We start from the raw sequence: 21002 nt of genomic DNA on the forward strand, positions 1-21002 counted from the left end.
AAATTGTTTGATTCATATTCTCTCCCCCTTTTTCATTTTAAATTATTCTAAATAAAAATGAAAATATGAAATGACATGTGAATAATTTTAATTACTGTTAGTGTCCAATCTATTAGTTTTTTAAGAATTAATAGCAACTTTTTTTATATTAGATTTAACTAATATCATTATTTGCTAATACAGACGTGACTACTCCATCCACTACTTGTACTAAATTACCATAATGATAGGATAGACCATTAGCAACAGGATATAATTCTGTGGTTTCACCGGAAGACTCGAATGCAATATCATTCATAAAATCTTCTCGAAAATTTGAAATGTTGGTGATAAATTTTAGTGATATACAACTGAGTCCTTTAATATTTTCCTTTGTATTCCCTACAAAAGCATACATAACATCCTTTGTCTCAACAGGTATTTCCTTTAATACAAAGTTCACTCCATATGCTTTAACAAATGAACCTGGAGTAATCACATTAAATGGCAACTTACTAATAATAACTCCTAGATGAGTATAATCTAACTTCATCATGTTTCCTTCGGGGGTCATGCCTTCCATTGGAATGGACATATTACCAAAAATTCCAGGGTCATATTCTATTACTTGAGTTATTTCTTGTCCTTGCATGTTTACAGTAGCAAACACCGTTAGGTAGTAACTTTTGTACTCCTCTTTGAGAGATACAAATACACCAGTTTCCGACTCGAAGACTTCATACACGCCACTTGCTTCAATAGTATCCGGTTATTTTTGTTTTAGTCCAGGAGAAGAAGGTCTTCATGAAATTCTTATTTTTTTCTTTCATGTTATAGACTTCTTTAACCGATGTTTCCGCCTGGTCCTCACTGTTGGCCACAACATCTACATTGTATCCTTCAATGCCATGTCCTGGGCTGATAAAGTAATCAGCAAGACCAGATATTAAACCATTCTTACCATTACCACGTGCAATTACAATCACGATATCTTTGTAAAATAACTTGTCTCGTTTTTTATATTTCAAAAATATAAATGCGATAATAAACTTTTGAAATAGCTCTAGTTTGAAATACCATTTTTCAATATAGTTTATACATTTTTCGATTTGCTCTTCATCGAAATAAATATCATCACGAATCAGGACTTCACTTTCTAATTGTCTAACCAGGTCAATACGCTCCTGGTTGAAAATAAATAATCCTTTCCTCCTTGAATTAATATAAAGATCAACGTATTTTTGATGAATTAATATAGATCACTGACTTTTGGTTCGTCATTATCCTTCGAGTTTAAATCTTCTTCTGGCAATGCTTCTGGTAGACTAGTAAATTTGATTGAATTTTCGAGGGGTATCAATGTTTTTGTGAGCTTATTCAATTCATTTAAAGCTGGATTTGCTTTGATAAATTCTTGGGAAGCATTAACCGTTGTTACCATTACTCCCTCTTTATTTATAGCTTGCTGCAACTTTCTAATTTGCTTTTCAATAGAGATGTAACGCTTAACCTTGCTTATTTCCAACATATCAAATGGATCCACTCTCCCCAACATCTGCTTTTCTAAATCTGTGACTTTTACCATCCCACTCACTCAAACACCCCCCTCTATTTTTTAACCCCCTAATATAACGTGGATTTTTTCAATAATTTTGGACAGCAGACACCCCCTACCGTTGACAGTTCCCCCAACATTCCTGAAACCTTTTAGGCCGGGGGTACTCTACCATTGTTCGTCGTTCCATTTATTATCTTTCTTCACATAACGGTTGTGTTTTACATTGTGACAACGTAAGCAAAGTGTCTCAAGGTTATTCATTGATAAACAAAGTTCCGGATAATATTCCAGCTCTTTGATGTGATCCACGTCTAATCTCTTTCGTTTATCTGGCTCAGTTTTATTTGTGAATACTTTTCCTTGTCGTTTACATTCCTGACATTCATTGTTGTCTCGCTTACGTACTTCACTGCGAGTATGTTTCTATTCTTTTGTTGAATAGAATGCTAGATGATTACCTGTATTAATGATAGCGATGAGTTCTTGTAAACGCTCTAGTGATACATGCATTGAATCATCCCTCCACAATCACATTCACTATTTAATCGATAGTTCGAAGATGTATAAATCACCAAACCTTTCTCGTATTTATTATTGAGTAATGCAAGAATGACCGCCACCTTTATGTATTGTTATGCTTTCAAGACTACATATCTAACCAAGCCCTACTGATAGCTAACGTATGCATATTAAATGCTACCTGCTAGCCCACGATTGTTGTATGACTGTGAGATATGTAGTGTTCAAAGCATAATAAAAAGCCACACCCAAATGGATATGACTTTAACATATATTTTTGAAGTTTATCTTAACCACTCATGCAGTATTTTTCCACGTTCATCATAATCTGGGTAAATTATATGAAACGTTGGAATTGCAAACTCACTATCTTTGTTATCCTTGTTTCCTTTCCAAAATATTCCCAACCAATCTTCAAAATTCCGAACAACTTTCACGATAGATTTATTGTCTTGACCTATATAACCTATCCTATATTCGTTATTAGGGATACCCTCTTCACAAATGAATGCCCAATGATCATTTGAACTCTCTCCGCCATCGAACATCGTTAATGTTATAAGACGAGCGGAATCTACCAATTCATTCGTCTCTTCAATCAAAACTTCTGATGGAAGGTCATAAATTATTCGCTCCGATTTTCGAATAGCTCCACAAGGAGATTTTTCATCTACCCCTCCTATGGGCTCCCATCCTAACAGCAAAATCCCGTTAGAAAAAGTCCTAAGAAACTCTTTAAAGGTTGAAGGAAGTAGAATCCCAATTGATTCTTCAAACGAGGCAATTTCTGCTTCTGTAGCAACTTTGTAAAGCTCCTGTCCAGGATATGTTTTTTTAAATTCACGGACGAAATCGCTTATTTTCATATAACATAACCCCTCCACTATGATTTAATCAAGGTGCATATTGATTAAGTTTAATAAAATCTGATTGGAATTTAAAAATGTAATCACCAGTTTCTCTGTATAGTTGATCATAGATTTCTATACTAACTCTCCTTACTTCAGCTGCAGTATATGTTTCAGCTGATTTACTAAGTCTCGAATTAAATCTACCAGTTATCATATTATGGGTTGTACTGTCAAGAGTAAGGCAAAACATATCATTCTCTCTAACTTTTAAATTAAAATTGACAGAAAACTTTTTCGGCATAATATGATGTGCATGTAGACCAGTTCCCGCGATTTCATTTCTCAGCAAAGTATAAGGTCTAATACCATAATCAATTGCTCTTTGCATTTTATGACTTGATTTTGCCAAGAGCTAATAGATCATGACTCGCTTTTTAAATCTGATTATCAATTTCAATTTCGAATTGTTTTAATAAATCCTCTAAATTATAATATCTATCATCGGTTTTGCTTCTCTCAACCATAATTTTTGCTTGTTCATTCAATGGAATTCTTTCGATAGTTTTTTTCTGAATTATTAAACAGTTACTCCTCAATGTATTTATACACATGAATTAACCTCAAGATATCGTTATCTCTATTCATTTTAATAAAATAGTAGTTACCATACTTATCTTTAGCATCATCTAATTTCCTTATTTTCACCATTAATTACACACCAATTTAAACTAATCATAGATTAGAAGGAAACGTATGTCATTAATAGAAAATTGATTTAATAAAAGAGCATCCATACATGAACGCTCTTTTTCAAAAGGAGAAAAGTTTAAAAGAACTTAATCACGGTTCTTTATACTCCCGCTAAAAATTATTTTTATAAAAGAAAAAAGCCACGTCCTATTGGATGTGACCTTTTTACATTATTCCTTTCGATATTTTTATTCGTTATATTTTATTTGGATTTACGGTCTTATAGGACAAGGATACTTAGTGCACGTTGGTGGTTTAACCGTACCGCCACCACCATGACCAGGATCATTCAACGCACTTGCTCCTGTACCAAAAGATAAAGTTAAAAGCATAAGAACTCCAGCAGCAACTGACAATATTGTCTTTTTCTTTTTCATAATCGCCATCCTCCATATATTACATATTTTGTGTTACATCTGTTATATTCTACTTCATTCGGCAAAATCCTTCTAATTTTTTTGAATTTTATACAAACTCATAAAAGCACCGAGACAATTAAGTCCAGATGCTTTTTCAAAGGGAGAAAACTATTAAAGAACTTATTCGCGGTTCTTTATACTCTTATATTAAATGGAAAAATCAATGGAATCTATTTCTAATTAGTAAGTTACTTTTATGTTACTTTTTTCGATGTAACTTTTTCTGCATAGCGCATCATTCGCATGATATTTGCGTGTTTTATTTGAATGTAATTTGTGTTGTAGTTTAGTTTGTTTGCAATTTCCTCTAGCGTCATGCCTTCCACATGCTTCTTGTAGAGTATTTTGTATTCTAAACCATCAAATGTACCAATGAGTTTTTTTAACTCATGAAGATCATTTAATTTATGTGCTAAGGATATAAGTACTTCTTTTCTAAAAAAACATACTCTATTTTCTACAGAAAATCTTGAAATAGAAGCTAATATCTTTGCTGTCGAGCTATTATTACCCGATGAATTATTTGTGAATAATGATGATTCTTGTTTTAACATCGATGATACTATCAAAGAAAAAGGAATTCCCAAGGAACTATTAGCTTTAAAATACATAGCGGGTAAAAAATTTAACTAAAAAAAGAACATTTGTGCCTATTTGAAAGGAGGTGAATAAATTGAACATAAATGCAAACATCACCTATCGTAAACATGATAATAAATGGGAATACAGAATACGTTATATAGATCCTATATCCAATAAACTAAAAGAAAAGTCGAAGCGCGGATTCCGAACAAAACCTGAAGCTAAACGCGAAGCAGAAAAAGTACAAGGCAAAATACAAGAAGGTTATGATCAATCGGATATTACATTAAGCGCTTATCTAGACTTGTGGATGAAAGACTATAAAGAGGGAAATATCAGTAAGAACTATCACTCTTCTTTAACTAACAGTATAGAAAACCATCTCAAACCTTATTTCAAAAGTATTTCTTTGAAGTCAATCAGTCCTGAAACAAACCAAAAATTCATCAATCATCTATTTAGAGAGAAGAAGCTGGCTCGCAACACTGTTTTAAAAATACACAACGCTATTTACAACTGCATGAAACAAGCGAAGAAAAACAAACGGATTTCTGATAATCCTTGTGAAGATGTAGTGATACCTGGTCAACGTGAACAAGAAAATGAATCCTTAAAATTTATTGACTCAGATAATATCCCGGAACTCTTGAATCATGCATACAAGTACGGTTATATCTATTGGATATTCTTCAAGGTATTAATTGAAACAGGAATGCGAAAGGGTGAAGCTGCAGCTTTGCAATGGACGGACATTAATTTGAAGGAAAAGACTATTACTATTAATAAAAGCTTGGATTTTCAACCTGGTAACGATGGGGATATATTTGGAGATACAAAAAACAGAAAAAATAGAGTCATTGATATAGCTGATACTACTGTGAATGCTTTAAAAACACATCTCAATTTACAAAATCAAAATAAGCTACTATTGAATGATATCTACCATCATGATTTAAACTTAGTGTTTTGTAGAAAAGACGGTACACCCCTGCCTAAAACAAGCCTTTTTAATGCTTTTGGAAGGATATTAAAAAGAGCTGGATTAAACTCTTATCCAATTCATTCTCTACGTCATACGTATGTAGTTATCCTTTTAGAAGCTGGCGCAGATATCAAATACATTCAAAAACAACTAGGGCACGGCAGCCAACAAATCACTTCTGATGTGTACGCTCATTTATCTAAAAAAATGAATAAGAAAAACACCGAACAAGTCAATGAAAGACTGAACGATGTTTTTAAAGGAATAAGTAAATGATATTTTTTTATAAAAATAATGGGGTGAATATGGGGTGCAATGTATTTCGCTGAACCATTTTATAAAAATACCCCATATCAAAAGCCTCTAAAACCCTATACTACAAGCTTAATACATCTTCAAGTATTGCTCACGTTCCCATGGATGTACAGTTGTACGGAACATATCCCATTCGATTTCTTTTGCTTCTACGAAGTTAGCGTAGATGTGTTCGCCTAGAGCTCCGCGGATAACTTCATTTTTACCAAGTTCTTGTATAGCTGCGTGTAGTGATGGTGGTAAGTTATGAATACCGTTTTCAATACGCTCTTCTTCTGTCATAACATAAATGTTACGGTCAACAGCTGGCGGTGGTGTTAATTTGTTTTTGATACCATCTAATCCAGCTTGAAGAATTACAGCCATAGCTAAGTATGGGTTTGCAGCTGGGTCTACTGAGCGAACCTCGATACGAGTACTTAATCCTCTAGAAGAAGGAATTCGAATCAGTGGACTACGGTTTTGACCAGACCATGCAACGTAGCAAGGCGCTTCGTAACCAGGGACTAGCCGTTTATATGAGTTTACAGTCGGGTTTGTAATTGCAGTGAAGCTTTGGACGTGTTTTAATACACCGGCCATGAATTGCATAGATGTTTCGCTCATTTTCATGTCTGCTGACTCATCGAAGAATGCATTTTCTTTACCTTTAAATAATGATACGTTAAAGTGCATTCCTGAACCGTTAACACCGAATAATGGTTTTGGCATGAATGTTGCATGCAATCCGTGTTTACGTGCAATCGTTTTAACTACTAGCTTAAATGTTTGAATGTTGTCACAAGCAGTGATAGCATCCGCATATTTGAAGTCAATTTCATGTTGCCCTGGAGCTACTTCATGGTGAGATGCTTCAATTTCAAAGCCCATTTCCTCTAGCTCAAGTACGATATCACGACGGCAGTTTTCTCCAAGATCTACTGGAGCTAAATCGAAATAACCACCATGGTCATTTAAGTCTAACGTCGGCTCACCTTGAGCATCTAATTTGAATAGGAAAAATTCCGGCTCTGGCCCTAAGTTAAAGCTAGTGAATCCTAGTTCTTCCATTTCTTTTAAAATTCTTTTTAAGTTACTACGAGGATCCCCAGCAAATGGAGTTCCGTCTGCTTTATTTACATCACAGATTAGACGAGCTACTTTCCCTTTTCCTGTAATCCAAGGGAATACTACCCACGAATTTAAATCTGGAACTAAGTACATATCAGATTCTTCAATACGAACAAATCCTTCGATAGAAGATCCGTCAAACATCATTTTATTATCAAGAGCTTTGTCGAGCTGACTCACTGGAATTTCCACGTTTTTAATCGTACCTAGTATGTCTGTAAACTGAAGACGAATAAAATTCACCTCATTCTCTTGAACGAACTTTTTGATGTCTTCTTTTGTATACTTACTCATTTTTCCACTCTCCTAAATATTTGATATTTTTTAAAACTCACTTAACGAAAAAAGCGAGATAAGTCCCCCTGCCTCAAAGAAGCTCGCTGCTGTCTTTGTGCCAATCGCATTTCTTCCTTAACAATTTCGCGTAACTCCTGATCAGAGATTACTTGCCGGACGTCCTTGGAGGTTGCAGGATTTTTCTTCATCTCAAAAATTTGTTTAATACCGGCTATGTTCACACCAGATTTCAATAAGTCTTTAATCTCTAGCAGGACATCGATATCGTCTAATGAGAACATGCGTTGCTTACCTTCCGTTCGTGCAGGCTGAACTAATTCTTGCTCTTCATAATATCGAATTTGTCTTGCTGTTAATCCTGTTAGCTGCATGACAATATTCATCGATAGCAGTGGCATGGAACGTCTCCATTCCTTTTCCATCGCTGCACCTCCTATGTAGGTTATAAACATAGTATATGTGATGTTAGCTAACATGTCAACATCATGTCAACAATTCTTACATAAAATTTTCAAAAAAATTAAACCACTCTCTATTTTTAGAAAGTGGTATTTTTTTGTTATTTATATAAAGACTGAACTGCCCCCAAAATCGCATATTTCACATGTTCATATGTCAATCCACCTTGGATAAAAGCAGTATAAGGAGGACGAATCGGCCCATCTGCAGTTAGTTCCATGCTTGAGCCTTGTATAAAGGTTCCAGCAGCCATTATTACATCATCCTCATAGCCTGGCATGTAAGCTGGTTCTGGCGCAAACTGTGCATTAATAGGTGAATGTGCTTGGATTGCCTTGCAGAATTGAATCATTTGCTCTGGAGTCTGAAAGGAGACGGATTGTATTAAATCCGTACGCTTTTGTGAATAATGAGGCTCGGTTGTCATGCCTACTTCCTCTAAAACTGCTGAAGTAAAGATAGCGCCTTTTACCGCTTGCGAAACGACATGGGGAGCTAGGAAAAATCCCTGATACATATCTAATAATGTATTCAGTGAAGCACCCGCCTCTGAACCTATACCCGGTGAAGTCATTCTATAAGCGCATTTTGTAACAAATTCTTTTTTTCCTGCAATATAACCACCAGTTTTAGCGATACCGCCACCTGGGTTTTTAATAAGAGAACCAGCCATCAAATCAACTCCGACGTTAGTTGGCTCAAGGGTTTCAACGAACTCTCCATAGCAGTTGTCCACAAAGATAATGACATCCTTTTTGATCCCTCTAATTTTTTCGACCATATCCTTAATTTGAGTCATTGTGAAGGAAGGACGGACTGCATAACCCTTAGACCGTTGAATCGCCACTACCTTGGTTTTGTCATGTATTGCATTTTTTACTGCTTCCCAGTCCACAGCACCATCTTCTAACAGGTCAATGTGCTGATAGTTAATACCAAAGTCTTTTAGAGATCCAGTGTCCTCTTCTCCACCACTGACAATCGATTGCAATGTATCATAGGGTTTCCCAGTTATATATAATAATTCATCGTCTGGGCGTAAAACTCCAAATAGGCTGATAGAAATCGCATGCGTACCACTGATGATTTGCGGTCGAACGAGCGCCGCCTCTGCTCCAAAAGTCGTTGCATACACTTTTTCTAATGTATCACGTCCTTCATCATCGTACCCATATCCAGTTGAAGGGTTAAAATGATGGTCACTTACGTGATGCTCCTTAAATGCATGCAGCACTTTTTGTTGATTGTGAAAAGCAATTCCTTCCACTTCTTTATGTTGTTCGACAATCTTAGATTCAGCTGATTCAGCCAATTCTGTTACATTCTTTGATAAAGTAGTTATAAATTCCATGATGCATCTCCTAATTCTATTCGTTGTACTTTGTGTTTTGTTGGATAAAAATATACTCTCATTTATGAAAGCAATACTTCCTTTTGATAAAAGAGAAAAGACTAATTTCAAAAAATGAAATTAGCCCCTTTGTATAGTAGTTATTAGAATTGTACTTCGCCGTCCCAGGCCATCATTCCGCCTGTCACATTAGTCACGTCGTAACCATTCTCTTCTAGAATTTCGCAAGCCATTGCACTGCGGCCACCAGCCTTGCAAATTATGTAATGAGGAACGGACGGGTCGATTTGATCCAAGCTTGTTTCCACTTGCCCTAATGCGATATGCTTTGCTCCAGGAATAATACCTGCATCCACTTCCTCTTGTTCACGTACATCAATAATATTTACTTGCTCGCCTGCATCTATTTTTTTTAGAAGCTCATCTGTCGTAATAGTCTTCATATTTAACCTCTCCACTTCATTTAAAGATTCTATCAAATAATAATAGGAGCAAGTGGAACTGTCAATGGATTCGATTTTACTCTTCTGATAATTTAACAGGTTTAGATGGAGCAAACGTAGAAATCGCATGCTTATAAATTAACTGTTGCTTCCCATCTGATTCAAACAATACTGTGAAATTGTCATATGATTTAACTGTTCCTTTTAATTGGAATCCATTTAAAAGAAATACTGTTACAAAAATCTCGTTCTTTCTTAACTGATTTAAATAATTGTCTTGAATATTCATCGGTTTCATCTTAATACCCCCGTTTGCATTTTACGCTAAAATACCCTAACACTTTAACTATTCGCCTTAATTATTTATTCTCCTGCAAAAAGCTATTAATTTCTTCTAAAATTCTTTTATTGTCTTCAAACGGATTAAACCAATGAATATCCATTTTGTTACGGAAATAGGTTAGCTGACGCTTGGCATACCTTCTAGAGTTTTGCTTCAATCGCTCAAGCGCTTCTTCAAGCGTTTTCTTCCCATCCAAATATTCATAAATTTCTTTGTATCCAATCGCTTGGATGGATTGCGAGTTCCTAATACCTTTGTCATAAAGTCCCTTCACTTCCTTCAACAGCCCCTGCTCCACCATGATATCTACTCGTTTGTTAATGCGCTCATAGAGCACTTCGCGGTCGATATTAAGACCAATAATATAATGGGGATAAACCTTTTCATGTCCTTGTTTTTGTTCAATTTCATCTCGCTGCATTCCAGTTAGCTCTAGCCTCTCAATTGCACGGATTACTCTTTGGACGTTGTTCGGATGGATATCCTTAGCAGCCTCCGGATCTTTTTTTAGAAGTCTTGCATATAATTCTTCCGATTTAAGGCCTTCAAGCTCCTGTATCCTTGTTCTATCTAGTTTGGGCTGTTCCGTAAAGCGGAAGTCATATAGTACCGATTGCACATAAAGACCAGTTCCCCCAACAATAATGGGCACTTTACCTCTAGAAGCAATTTCTTCTATTTTGTCTCGTACAAGTTTTTGGTATTCTGCTACAGAGAAGCCATCTGTCGGATCCTTGATGTCCAACAGATGGTGTGGAACTCCTGCCATTTCATCTTCTGTAATTTTCGCGGTACCAATGTTTAACTCTCGGTAAACCTGCATGGAGTCACCATTGATGATTTCCCCATTGTAAGCCTTTGCTAGCCCAATGCTTAACGCCGTTTTGCCTACTGCGGTTGGCCCTACAATTGCAATAACAGCTGGTTTTTTATTCATCCTTTATCATCCATTTGTAAATGTAGTCCATTGTTTTATCTTTTCCCTTTTCCTTTAAGAGTTCATGTCTTGCACCTTCCACCACTTGCACGGTTATATCCCACATACCTGCTTTTTTCATACCTTCCGCTACTTTAAAAATGTCCTTGCCGTCTTTTCCGACAGGATCCTTCCCACCGCTAATGAGCAGCACTGGCAAATCTTTGCGAATTTTCATGATTTCCGATTCCTTATGAATGGATCTCATCCCACCGAACATATCCACGTACAGCTGGTTAGATGGGATAAATCCACAAAGTGGATCTTCAATATATTTATTTACCTCTACCTTGTCAGTGCTTAACCAGTCAAACTGAGTCTCTGGTTGATCGATTTGCTTGTTGAATCCACCGAAGGCAAGCGAGTTAAGCAATGGGCTTTCCGCTTGCGGTGATTTTATCCTAGAAGCTATTTTACCAATTAACCTTCCCATGTCTCCCATTATTCCAGGATCAAATGCTGTACCACTTAGAATAACTTTTGACAGGGAGTCACTATATTTTTGCATATATCGACGGGCGACAAACGAGCCCATGCTATGACCAAATAAAATAACAGGAATTTCGCCTATTCCTTCTCGGACGGTTATCAATACTTCTCGTACATCCTCTGTTATTCTCTCGAAGCCTGAATGGTCTGCAAAATAACCTAGCTTACCATTTTTTCCAGCAGTCTTACCATGTCCCCGATGATCATGTCCACTGACGATAAAACCTTTATCGACAAGGAAATGCACAAACGCATCATAACGATCGATATGTTCAGCCAAGCCATGTAAAAGGTGTACATGGCCGATTGGTGTATCATTTGGTACATTTTTCATTACATAAATGAGATGACCATCTGACATCTTCGCTTCTAAAATTTCCTTCACTCGACAACACTACCTTCCGAAAACATAGCATCTAGTAATGCTTCTTCCAATTGTTGCGAATAACTTTCGGTCTCTTCCTTAGAATATTGGAGCAATTGCTTCATAACATTTAATACTTCATCCTTATACATTTTATACTGATCGATATGGAAATAGAGCATACCAGTTCTTCTAACTAAGAAATCCACAGGAGAATATGCCATTTCCTCATGAACTGCATAATACACCTGTGCAAGCAGACCTAGCGGTAAATTTGAAGGAACGGTAGATAGAATATGAGCGTATTGAAATACTTTATCTACATTAGAGCCATAGAGTTTAGCTAATCTTCTACCTTCCTCACGTGACAAACCATAAGAAGGAGCAATTTGTTCTTTTACTGTAACAAAACCTTCAAATTGCTCAGAGCCCCCAGTTTCTCCACCGGATAAATTTAAATGTTTCGTTACACAAGGACCATACTTTTCGTCCCCAAGCTGCTTGGAAATTTTATCTACAATCGTCTCTGCCATTTTGCGATAGCCTGTCAGCTTACCACCCGCTATTGTTAGAAGGCCAGCCTCCGATTGCCAAATCTCATCCTTCCGGGAAATTTCAGAAGGGTCTTTACCATCTTCGTATATTAAAGGTCGTACACCAGCCCATGTGGATTCTACATGCTCTACTCCAACTCTTACATCAGGGAACATATAGTGAATCGCATCTATTAAGTATTCCACATCCTCTAGCGTAGCTACTGGATTTTGAATTTTGCCTTCAAAGAAGGTGTCTGTCGTTCCAACATATGTTTTTCCATCTCTAGGTATAGCAAATACCATTCGCTTATCAGGTGTATCAAAATATATTGCCTGACGGAGAGGGAAAATAGATTGGTCAATTACTACATGAATACCTTTAGTTAGTCGCAGCTTTTTTTTGTTTTCGATTGCATCAAGTGCTCTCACACCATCAACCCATGGTCCAGTCGCATTAACTACTTTTTTAGCATGGATTGCTATTCTTTTGTTCGTTACCATGTCAACAATTTCAGCACCGACCACTTTGTTTTCGTCGTTATAAAGGAATGATCTAGCTTTAGCATAGTTTAAGCAAACAGCACCCTTTTCAATCGCTTTCTTTACAACTTCAATCGTTAGCCTTGCGTCGTCTGTCACGTACTCTACATAATATCCTCCACCAAGAAGGTCTTTACTTTTTACTAAAGGTTCTCTTTCTAATGTTTCCTTTGCAGAAAGCATCAAACGACGCTCTTCCTTTTTGACTCCTGCCAGATAATCATAAAGCTTAAGGCCAGCAGAAGTGCTTAAAGGTCCGAATGTCCCTTGCTTATGGAACGGTAGAAGCATACCGGTAGGCTTAGAAACATGAACCGCATTTTCATATACGATTTCTCGTTCTTTTCCGACCTCCGCAACCATTTTTATTTCCATTTGCTTAAGGTAACGCAAACCACCATGGATCAGCTTTGTAGATCTACTAGATGTCCCTGCTGCAAAGTCTTGCATTTCTATCAAGGCTACAGACATACCTCTTGTTACTGCATCTAGTGCAATACCTGCACCAGTAATCCCGCCTCCGATTACTAATACGTCAAATTCGTAAAAGTTTAGTGTGTTTAGTATTTGCTCACGTTCTACTGAAGATTTCACTTAGTCCACTCCTTGTTCTGATATTTTGAATAGTCTTGTTGCTTCTACGGCTAGTTTCCAGCCCTTATATAATCTCTTACGTTTTTCCTCATCCATTTCCGGCTCATACAAGCGCTGGCTTTCTCTCATGTTCGAAAGCTCTTGCTCATCCTTCCAAAATCCCGTTGCCAATCCTGCTAGGAATGCAGCACCCAGTGCTGTTGTCTCATTGAGCTTCGCTAGCTCTACAGGTAAATTTAACAAATCACTTTGGAACTGCATGAGAAATTCGTTACTTACTGCCCCACCGTCTACTCGGAGAACTTCTACCTCCACACCAGAATCCTTCATCATCGTATCTAAAACATCCTTTGATTGATAGGCAAGTGATTCCAGTGTCGCACGTATAAAGTGCTCCTTGGTTGTGCCTCGTGTGAGCCCAAAAATTGAACCTCTTGCATCAGAATCCCAATATGGGGTTCCTAAGCCAACAAAGGCAGGTACGACATAGACACCTTCTGTAGAGTCGACTCGTTTTGCGTAGTTCTCAGATTCACTTGCATGTTTTAGCATACGGAGTCCATCTCGTAGCCATTGTATGGCTGAACCAGCCACAAATACACTTCCCTCTAATGCGTATGTGACTTTACCATCCAAGCCCCAAGCAATTGTCGTTAGTAGACCAGAGTCAGATGTTACGGCTTCCTCCCCGGTATTTAATAGCATGAAGCAACCTGTACCGTAGGTATTTTTCGCCATGCCCTTTTCAAAGCAGCATTGACCGAACAAGGCAGCCTGTTGATCTCCTGCGGCACCAGCTATGTCTACCTCCTTGCCAAAGAAAACAGACGGATCTGTCTTTGCATAAACTTCTGAGGAGGAAGCAACTGTAGGTAGCATGTTCATCGGTATATTTAACTTCTCGCAAATCTCTTGATCCCACTCTTGCTCGAAAATATTATACATCATCGTTCGAGAGGCATTTGAATAATCTGTGACATGTGCTTTTCCATCTGAAAGCTTCCAGATTAACCATGTATCAATGGTCCCAAACAGCAGTTCTCCAGCCTCTGCCTGCTCTCTTGCCCCCTCGACATTATCTAAAATCCATTTGACCTTAGTTGCCGAAAAGTAAGGATCCAGCCTTAAGCCAGTTTTTTCTTGAAAGAAGGATTCTAGATCATCCTTCTTAAGGTCATCGATAATAGACTGAGTCTGTCTTGATTGCCATACAATCGCATTATATACAGGTTTGCCTGTATGCTTGTTCCAGACAACTGTCGTTTCCCGCTGATTGGTTATCCCTATTGCATGGACATCTCCCGGCTGACTTCCACTCTCCGTTAATACGGCCGCCAATACCGAGAGCACAGTTCCCCAAATTTCTTTTGCGTCATGCTCTACCCAGCCTGATTTCGGAAAATGCTGCTTGAATTCCTTTTGAGAAGAATGAACGATGTTACCTTCCTTATCAAACAGAATAGCCCTTGAACTAGTGGTTCCTTGATCAATTGATAAAATATACTTCCCCATATAACCCCTCCTACATTACTCTTTTGAACATTTTTTCAATTTCATACGTAGAAAAATGGACAATGACTGGTCTACCGTGCGGACAAGTCAGTGGATGCTTTGCATTTTTAAGGCTGACTAGCAACTGCTCCATGTCATGTAAAGTTAAATAATGGTTTGCTTTAATCGAGAGCTTACAGCTCATCATGATCGCAGCTTCTTCCCGAAGCTTTTTAATATCTGTTTTTCGGTTCGTCAATACTTGCTCGATCAGTCCTTCGATAATTTTCGTTTCATGCCCCTTAGGAAACCAAGCTGGATGGTCTCTGACAACAAAGCTGGAAGAACCAAATTCCTCTAAGAATATCCCTACTTTGTGTAGCTCCTCCAAAGATTCCTTAATACGATAGGATTCATCTAAAGAGTAGTGGAATGTGAGTGGCAATAAAAGCGCTTGGCGCTCAGTTGCATCAACCTCTCCTACCTTTTCTTTATAATACTCGTATTTGACGCGTTCTTGAGCCGCATGCTGGTCAATCAAGTAAAACCCATCCTCACTTTGCGCCACAATATATGTACCATGGATTTGACCAACCACATGAAGATCTGGAAACGGCTCTTTTTGTTCTATGATTTCTTCTGGGTATACTTCTTCCGTAAGAGGAGACGATTCCTCATAGACCTTAGGGGTTCCTCCCCAATTGGTGTCTTCAGGGCCTAATGGAGTAGAAGTAGCTATAGGAGTCGTAGTATCTTGCTCCTCATTCTGAGGAGGCTTTACCGACTCGTATGTTTGTTTAAAAAAGTCAAACTGGTAGCTAGGCTGTGGCTTTGGCCTTACGGGTTTTTCTTTAATCTCCGGCGGCTGCTGAGAGCGATGCATAACAGAACGGATGGTCTTCTTCACAAGCTCCATCAGTTCCTTTTCCTTACTCAGCCGGACTTGATGCTTCGCGGGATGAACATTAACATCCGTTAGCATTGGGTCTGTTTCTATGTTCAATACGACAATCGGATAACGACCTATTGGGAGTAAGGTATGATACGCCTCTACAATTGCATTGTTCAGCCCGTAATGCTTTACCCAACGGCCATTGACAAGAATCGTCATATAGTTTTTAGATGCTCTCGTAATCTCTGGAAGCGTACCATATCCGTAAATTTTAAAATCAGAGGACTCTGCCTCAAATTTAATCATTTTTCTAGCATTGGACACTCCGTAGATAGAGGCAAGAACCTGTCTCAAATCTCCGCGGCCACTAGTTTGTAGGATTGTTTGGTCGTTGTGTGAAAGCTTAAAAGCTATTTTAGGAAAACTAAGTGCTAGCCTATTAATAAGATCGATAGTATGACCTAGCTCCGTTTGAATAGTTTTCAAATATTTAAGTCGTGCTGGTGTGTTAAAGAACAACTGCTTCACAACGATATCAGTCCCTCGGCGAATGGGAGCCGGGGTACAAGATTGAATCTTCCCGCCTTCTAATTCCACCTTTGTACCGATGTTTTCCCCATTGGATGTCCAGAGAAGGATTTTAGATACAGAGGCAATACTAGCAAGTGCCTCCCCACGAAAACCTAGGGTGCGAATACGAAACAAATCATGCTCAGTCATTATTTTAGAAGTGGCATGTCTGGAAAAGGAACGAAGAGCATCCTCTTCATCCATACCTTTTCCGTTGTCGGTTACTTGTATTTCTGCTAGTCCTGCTTCTTGTAGCATGATTTCAATGGAGGTGCTTTCTGCATCAATGGCATTCTCCACTAATTCCTTCACGACGGAGGCAGGACGCTCCACTACTTCCCCCGCCGCTATTTTATTGGATAAAAGCTCTTCCATTACGACGATCTTCCCCATTGTTGCTCACCACCTATTATGTTTTAATCTAGCTCATTTTGCAGTTCATATAATAATTGAAGAGCCTCTAAAGGTGTAGTACCCGAAATGTTAACCTTCTTAAGCCTTTTTACTATTTTTTCGGTTGTTTCGTTGTCTGAAGTTTTCGTTTGCACTATTTTAGGAGTAGTTGATGGAGTAGGCAACTCATCAAAAAATGATAGCTGAGTATTTGACTCATTCTCCTTTTTTGATTCCTTTTTGTCCTGCTGCTCGAAGGTATCAAGAATTTCCCGAGCTCTGGAGATAATTCCTTCCGGAAGCATCGCAAGCTCTGCCACATGAATACCATAGCTTTTATCTGCTGGCCCATCCTGTAGCTTATGAAGAAATACGACCTTACCATCCTTCTCCGTAGCAGCTACATGAACATTTCGAAGATGGGACAATGTTTGCTCAAGTTCCGTCAGCTCATGGTAATGGGTAGAAAATAACGTATTTGCCCCAATATGATTATGAATATACTCCATCATCGCCTGTGCAAGGCTCATGCCGTCATATGTGGACGTTCCTCGACCAATTTCATCAAATAGAAGAAGACTATTGCTTGTTGCATTGACAATGGCATGTTGCGATTCCATCATTTCAATCATAAAAGTACTTTGACCACCAGCAAGGTCATCTGCAGCTCCGATTCGTGTAAATATTTTATCTACTATCGGCAATTCTGCTGATTTAGCTGGTACATAGCAACCGATTTGTGCCATAATGACAGTTATTGCCACCTGTCTCATAAAGGTACTCTTACCAGACATATTAGGTCCAGTAATTAGCATCATATTTTCTTCTTCAGTGAGCACACAGTCATTAGGGACATATAATTGGTTGTTCATCATTTTCTCTACAACTGGATGTCTGCCCTCTTTGATAATCATAGCTTTCGAATTATGAAAGACAGGTCTCGTCAGACGATGTTTTTCAGCAACTTCTGCAAAGGAAATATACACATCTAGCTCACTAATTTGTTTGGCCAGCTTTTGAACAAGCGGAATATAATGTTTAATTTCCTCTCGGAGCTCGGTGAAAAGTTCGTATTCAAGCACTAAGCTTTCGTCCTCCGCAGATAGAATAAGAGATTCCTTCTCTTTCAGCTCGTCCGTTATGTACCGTTCCGCATTTGCCAGTGTCTGTTTCCGGACATATCTAGATTCATCTGCATAATGGATATTCGATTTGGTCAGCTCGATATAATATCCAAACACTCTGTTATAGCCTATTTTTAAATTTTTTGCTCCCGTGATTTCACGCTCTCTTTGCTCGAGCTCTGCTATCCACTTTTTCCCGTTAACAGAAGCATCTCGAAGCTGGTCTAAACGTTCGTTATAGCCGTTTTTAATAACCCCTCCGTCTTTCACGGAAATCGGTGGTTGATCACTAATTGCATCTGCAAGTTTTCTCCATATATCCTGACAATCCTCAATTGCTTCTCCCAAACGCTGTAACGTTTCGTCCTGCGTTTCCGATAACAGCTGTTTAATCTGCGGGATTTTAGAAAGAGACTGTCTTAGCTGGGCAAGATCTCTACCTCCTGCACTTCCAAATCCTATTCTTCCGACCAAACGCTCTAAGTCGTATACCTCTTTAAACAGTTCTTTAATTTCCTCTCTAAGCATGAAATCATCTAAGAAGCTCGTGACGATATCAAGTCGAGATTCAATCGCCTGCTTAGTGGCAAGTGGCTGATGAATCCATTGTTTTAATTTTCTTCCACCCATTGCTGTAACTGTCTCATCGAGCAACCATAATAATGTTCCCTTTTGATCTCCATTCCGGATAGAAGATACAAGTTCTAGATTGCGTTTGGAATGGTAATCCATTGCTAGGAATGCTTCTCTTTCTTGGAAAGTTAAGGGCTGAATGTGTAAAAGCGATCTCTTTTGTGTTTTTTGTATGTATTTTAGTAATCTTTTGACGGTACGATGTGTAGTAACCGGATGATCCTTGACATACTTTTCTGCTTCTTCATCTGTCAGCTCCTCCTGCTCGATAGACAGTACAAAATTGTGAATCGAGGATAATTCATTGATTACTAAATACATTTGCTCGCTTACAATCAGTTCCTTTGCTTGCAATGCTAATAGCTGCTGAACTACTTCCTTTTCGTCGCCTTTTATAATAGTAGTAAACCCATCACCAGTAGATACGTCTAGATAAGAGAAGACGATTTCATCTGTAGACAGTAAATCAGCAGATGCAATAAAATAATTCGTTTTATTTTGTAGCGACTTTCCTTCCATTAGAGTGCCTGGAGTCACGAGTTGTACAACCTCTCGTTTTACCACCCCTTTTGCTACTTTCGGATCCTCCACCTGCTCACAGATTGCCACCTTATACCCTTTTGTGATCAAGGTTTCAATATAACTCTGAGCTGCATGGTGTGGCACCCCACACATCGGAATGCCGTCCTTCCTGCTTGTTAAAGTAATTTCCAAAATAGATGCTGCTTTAATCGCATCATCATGAAAGAGTTCATAAAAATCGCCGAGACGAAAAAACAAAAAAGCATCTATGTAGTCTTCTTTAATCTTTAAGTATTGTTGCATCATTGGAGTTATTGTAGTCATTGTTAACCTCTTCTCATTGTTACTACACCTATTATAACAAATTAAATAAATGAAGCAGACATAATGCGAGCTCTTTTATTTGTTTTATGTTGGAAAAAACACATTACTAAAGAGGCGCATCTGTCATCCTCTTTCATTGACCTCCCTTAAGTTCGGATACACATTCCCGCTATTACGCTCCTAAAAAGTATTAACCTTTGCTATTACAGTTGGATTCCCCTCATTCAAAATGACCTTGAGTAGAAAGCCAGAGCTAGACAAAAGCTTACACTTTCATATCTCCGTATGTGTCTCTATAACCAATTAGGAAAAAACATATACTATTTTAACCCATAAAAAAAAGCCGGACTGCGCCGGCTTATTAAAGAGAGGACGAATCGTGGAAGTCTTCAGATGAGCTGGAAGAAGAGCTGGAAGAACTAGATGAGCTTTCATCTTCATAGGACCATTCTTCCTCGAAGTCTTCATCATACACTTGTATACAAACAGTTGTTTCTCCAACGACCTCAGCAAGCAATTCTCTCTCTACAGTTACTTGGAATTGACCATTGACAATGATAGCCTCTGTGCAGTTTGGTTGCTGGATAACACGTACATGCACTTCTTCACCAGTAGAGTCTTTATCTCTGAAGCTTAGTTTGATGCGGTCTTTATAGTTCACTGTCTCAGTAAATACCGATGTTTTGGAGTGATCGTGGTGGGCATACCACACATTGATATCAAATTTTCCTGTTACTTCTACAAATTTCCCATGTTTTTTGGATTGATAAGTATGATTGATAACCCAGCATCCTAAAATGCTAGAAGGTGTGTTTGGTGGTCGAAGCGTTTCACAAGATTCCGTTCTCTTCTTACCTTTAGCAACAACTGCCTTCGTCACGATATGTCGCAAATATTTCATGTTCTTCCTCCTTGTATTCAAGTCATAACATCATATGCACCGTTTGCCCAATCGGTTCATCAGTTTTAAGATGTTGTGTAGACAAAAAGGGAAAGAACTACAAATTTTTTCATTTCTCATGAGTATTCGACCTTAGTTATACATCGACCTTTGGCCAAATAGCTTTCCAGTTTTTATTCATCATACGTCTTTCATAAATCGCTTTAAGGTCGCTGCTTGCATTAAATCTAGGAATTGGTCTTACATGCATCTGGAGGACATCATCCACTCCATGGGGAGCAGTTAAAATTAACTTATCCCCCTCTAGTTTTACGCCCAGAGCCGTCACCGTTTCTGGAAAATTGGCTATCCCGTCTGTCGCAGACTTATAGGGAGGGAGATTATTAACTTCATGCATTCTCGCCTGATTTTTCACTGACCAAGGGATGTCTGGCCTGATAGCGAATAACTTCTGCTCTATCCTTTTCTCCATTTCCTCATCTAGACAACTAGGGTCAAAATAAATAACATCAATATCTGCTAGTGGAGTTCTTGCCTCATAATTATGCAATGTATCCCATATTTTGGAGCGTACAAATCCAGCACATATCCACCAATCCGGAAGCTTCAAATTCTGTACAACTCTCAATAAATTCATCATCCAAGCATCAGCCTCGATTAAAGCTGTAATTTGTTGCTCTGTATGAATATCCATT

20 protein-coding genes and 1 pseudogene are annotated in these 21002 nt (G+C 38.2%); 2 read left to right on the forward strand and 19 right to left on the reverse strand.

The window, feature by feature from the left end; translation table 11 throughout:
- Positions 1–154: 154 nt before the first annotated feature.
- From H9650_RS19680 to H9650_RS19705, 6 genes and pseudogenes are all read right to left on the reverse strand, one after another.
- Positions 155–724 carry a hypothetical protein gene (locus H9650_RS19680; RefSeq protein WP_154310988.1) on the reverse strand — a complete coding sequence of 190 codons (570 nt, stop codon included), beginning with the start codon at positions 722–724 and terminating at the stop codon, positions 155–157.
- Positions 725–734: 10 nt separating this feature from the next.
- Complete coding sequence (locus H9650_RS19685; RefSeq protein WP_191697954.1) at positions 735–965, reverse strand: hypothetical protein; 231 nt, start codon at positions 963–965, stop codon at positions 735–737.
- Positions 966–1228: 263 nt separating this feature from the next.
- Positions 1229–1564, reverse strand: coding sequence for a P27 family phage terminase small subunit (locus H9650_RS19690; protein ID WP_225216190.1), 336 nt, complete (start codon positions 1562–1564; stop codon positions 1229–1231).
- 138 nt (positions 1565–1702) lie between these two features.
- Positions 1703–2047 (reverse strand): annotated as a pseudogene (locus H9650_RS19695) (HNH endonuclease).
- A gap of 293 nt (positions 2048–2340) precedes the next feature.
- A complete protein-coding gene (locus H9650_RS19700) occupies positions 2341–2922 on the reverse strand; it encodes an SMI1/KNR4 family protein (RefSeq protein ID WP_191697956.1) in 582 nt (193 codons plus the stop codon).
- A gap of 947 nt (positions 2923–3869) precedes the next feature.
- Positions 3870–4043 (reverse strand): hypothetical protein, encoded by a 174-nt coding sequence (locus tag H9650_RS19705; RefSeq protein WP_191697957.1) that lies wholly within the window; start codon positions 4041–4043, stop codon positions 3870–3872.
- Between the two features lie 453 nt (positions 4044–4496).
- On the opposite strand from H9650_RS19705, the gene H9650_RS19710 reads away from it, so the two are divergent.
- On the forward strand, positions 4497–4709 hold the full coding sequence (locus tag H9650_RS19710) for an ImmA/IrrE family metallo-endopeptidase (protein WP_191697974.1): 213 nt from the start codon (positions 4497–4499) through the stop codon (positions 4707–4709).
- A gap of 40 nt (positions 4710–4749) precedes the next feature.
- On the forward strand, positions 4750–5916 hold the full coding sequence (locus tag H9650_RS19715) for a site-specific integrase (protein ID WP_225216187.1): 1167 nt from the start codon (positions 4750–4752) through the stop codon (positions 5914–5916).
- Positions 5917–6024: 108 nt separating this feature from the next.
- Here the strand turns inward: H9650_RS19715 and glnA are convergent, their stop codons facing one another.
- The 13 genes from glnA to H9650_RS19780 all read right to left on the reverse strand — a co-directional run bounded on the left by glnA (position 6025) and on the right by H9650_RS19780 (position 21001).
- Positions 6025–7359: a type I glutamate--ammonia ligase gene (glnA, locus tag H9650_RS19720; RefSeq protein ID WP_191697958.1), complete on the reverse strand. Its 1335-nt coding sequence runs from the start codon at positions 7357–7359 to the stop codon at positions 6025–6027.
- A gap of 41 nt (positions 7360–7400) precedes the next feature.
- Positions 7401–7784: a MerR family transcriptional regulator gene (locus H9650_RS19725; protein WP_144541819.1), complete on the reverse strand. Its 384-nt coding sequence runs from the start codon at positions 7782–7784 to the stop codon at positions 7401–7403.
- Positions 7785–7921: 137 nt separating this feature from the next.
- Positions 7922–9172 (reverse strand): methionine gamma-lyase family protein, encoded by a 1251-nt coding sequence (locus H9650_RS19730; protein ID WP_191697959.1) that lies wholly within the window; start codon positions 9170–9172, stop codon positions 7922–7924.
- 143 nt (positions 9173–9315) lie between these two features.
- Positions 9316–9615 carry a rhodanese-like domain-containing protein gene (locus tag H9650_RS19735; RefSeq protein ID WP_144541815.1) on the reverse strand — a complete coding sequence of 100 codons (300 nt, stop codon included), beginning with the start codon at positions 9613–9615 and terminating at the stop codon, positions 9316–9318.
- Positions 9616–9691: 76 nt separating this feature from the next.
- A complete protein-coding gene (gene hfq / locus H9650_RS19740) occupies positions 9692–9913 on the reverse strand; it encodes an RNA chaperone Hfq (protein WP_144541813.1) in 222 nt (73 codons plus the stop codon).
- Positions 9914–9974: 61 nt separating this feature from the next.
- Positions 9975–10895, reverse strand: a complete 921-nt coding sequence (gene miaA, locus H9650_RS19745) for a tRNA (adenosine(37)-N6)-dimethylallyltransferase MiaA (RefSeq protein ID WP_191697960.1) — start codon at positions 10893–10895, stop codon at positions 9975–9977.
- Complete coding sequence (locus H9650_RS19750) at positions 10888–11808, reverse strand: alpha/beta fold hydrolase (RefSeq protein WP_318245425.1); 921 nt, start codon at positions 11806–11808, stop codon at positions 10888–10890. The genes miaA and H9650_RS19750 overlap by 8 nt, the downstream gene beginning before the upstream one ends.
- Complete coding sequence (locus H9650_RS19755; protein ID WP_144541809.1) at positions 11805–13457, reverse strand: glycerol-3-phosphate dehydrogenase/oxidase; 1653 nt, start codon at positions 13455–13457, stop codon at positions 11805–11807. Before H9650_RS19755 ends, H9650_RS19750 begins: the two co-directional genes overlap by 4 nt.
- Positions 13458–14969 (reverse strand): glycerol kinase GlpK, encoded by a 1512-nt coding sequence (glpK, locus tag H9650_RS19760; RefSeq protein WP_151110267.1) that lies wholly within the window; start codon positions 14967–14969, stop codon positions 13458–13460.
- A gap of 10 nt (positions 14970–14979) precedes the next feature.
- Positions 14980–16803: a DNA mismatch repair endonuclease MutL gene (mutL, locus tag H9650_RS19765; protein ID WP_191697961.1), complete on the reverse strand. Its 1824-nt coding sequence runs from the start codon at positions 16801–16803 to the stop codon at positions 14980–14982.
- A gap of 23 nt (positions 16804–16826) precedes the next feature.
- Positions 16827–19406, reverse strand: coding sequence for a DNA mismatch repair protein MutS (gene mutS / locus H9650_RS19770; RefSeq protein WP_191697962.1), 2580 nt, complete (start codon positions 19404–19406; stop codon positions 16827–16829).
- 361 nt (positions 19407–19767) lie between these two features.
- Positions 19768–20307, reverse strand: a complete 540-nt coding sequence (cotE, locus tag H9650_RS19775; RefSeq protein WP_144541801.1) for an outer spore coat protein CotE — start codon at positions 20305–20307, stop codon at positions 19768–19770.
- A 136-nt stretch (positions 20308–20443) separates the two neighbouring features.
- Positions 20444–21001: a nucleotidyltransferase family protein gene (locus H9650_RS19780; protein ID WP_191697963.1), complete on the reverse strand. Its 558-nt coding sequence runs from the start codon at positions 20999–21001 to the stop codon at positions 20444–20446.
- Position 21002 lies beyond the last annotated feature (1 nt).

The organism is Psychrobacillus faecigallinarum, assembly GCF_014836595.1.
GTDB lineage: Bacteria > Bacillota > Bacilli > Bacillales_A > Planococcaceae > Psychrobacillus > Psychrobacillus faecigallinarum.

What these genes read in the sequence shown, in the direction of transcription:
- H9650_RS19730 (WP_191697959.1), bottom strand. Translation starts at nt 9,172, where the DNA reads ATGGAATTTATAACTACTTTATCAAAGAATGTAACAGAATTGGCTGAA.
- H9650_RS19780 (WP_191697963.1), bottom strand. Translation starts at nt 21,001, where the DNA reads ATGGATATTCATACAGAGCAACAAATTACAGCTTTAATCGAGGCTGAT.
- mutL (WP_191697961.1), bottom strand. Translation starts at nt 16,803, where the DNA reads ATGGGGAAGATCGTCGTAATGGAAGAGCTTTTATCCAATAAAATAGCG.
- glnA (WP_191697958.1), bottom strand. Translation starts at nt 7,359, where the DNA reads ATGAGTAAGTATACAAAAGAAGACATCAAAAAGTTCGTTCAAGAGAAT.
- H9650_RS19700 (WP_191697956.1), bottom strand. Translation starts at nt 2,922, where the DNA reads ATGAAAATAAGCGATTTCGTCCGTGAATTTAAAAAAACATATCCTGGA.
- H9650_RS19690 (WP_225216190.1), bottom strand. Translation starts at nt 1,564, where the DNA reads ATGGTAAAAGTCACAGATTTAGAAAAGCAGATGTTGGGGAGAGTGGAT.
- mutS (WP_191697962.1), bottom strand. Translation starts at nt 19,406, where the DNA reads ATGACTACAATAACTCCAATGATGCAACAATACTTAAAGATTAAAGAA.
- H9650_RS19705 (WP_191697957.1), bottom strand. Translation starts at nt 4,043, where the DNA reads ATGGCGATTATGAAAAAGAAAAAGACAATATTGTCAGTTGCTGCTGGA.
- hfq (WP_144541813.1), bottom strand. Translation starts at nt 9,913, where the DNA reads ATGAAACCGATGAATATTCAAGACAATTATTTAAATCAGTTAAGAAAG.
- H9650_RS19735 (WP_144541815.1), bottom strand. Translation starts at nt 9,615, where the DNA reads ATGAAGACTATTACGACAGATGAGCTTCTAAAAAAAATAGATGCAGGC.
- glpK (WP_151110267.1), bottom strand. Translation starts at nt 14,969, where the DNA reads ATGGGGAAGTATATTTTATCAATTGATCAAGGAACCACTAGTTCAAGG.
- miaA (WP_191697960.1), bottom strand. Translation starts at nt 10,895, where the DNA reads ATGAATAAAAAACCAGCTGTTATTGCAATTGTAGGGCCAACCGCAGTA.
- H9650_RS19725 (WP_144541819.1), bottom strand. Translation starts at nt 7,784, where the DNA reads ATGGAAAAGGAATGGAGACGTTCCATGCCACTGCTATCGATGAATATT.
- cotE (WP_144541801.1), bottom strand. Translation starts at nt 20,307, where the DNA reads ATGAAATATTTGCGACATATCGTGACGAAGGCAGTTGTTGCTAAAGGT.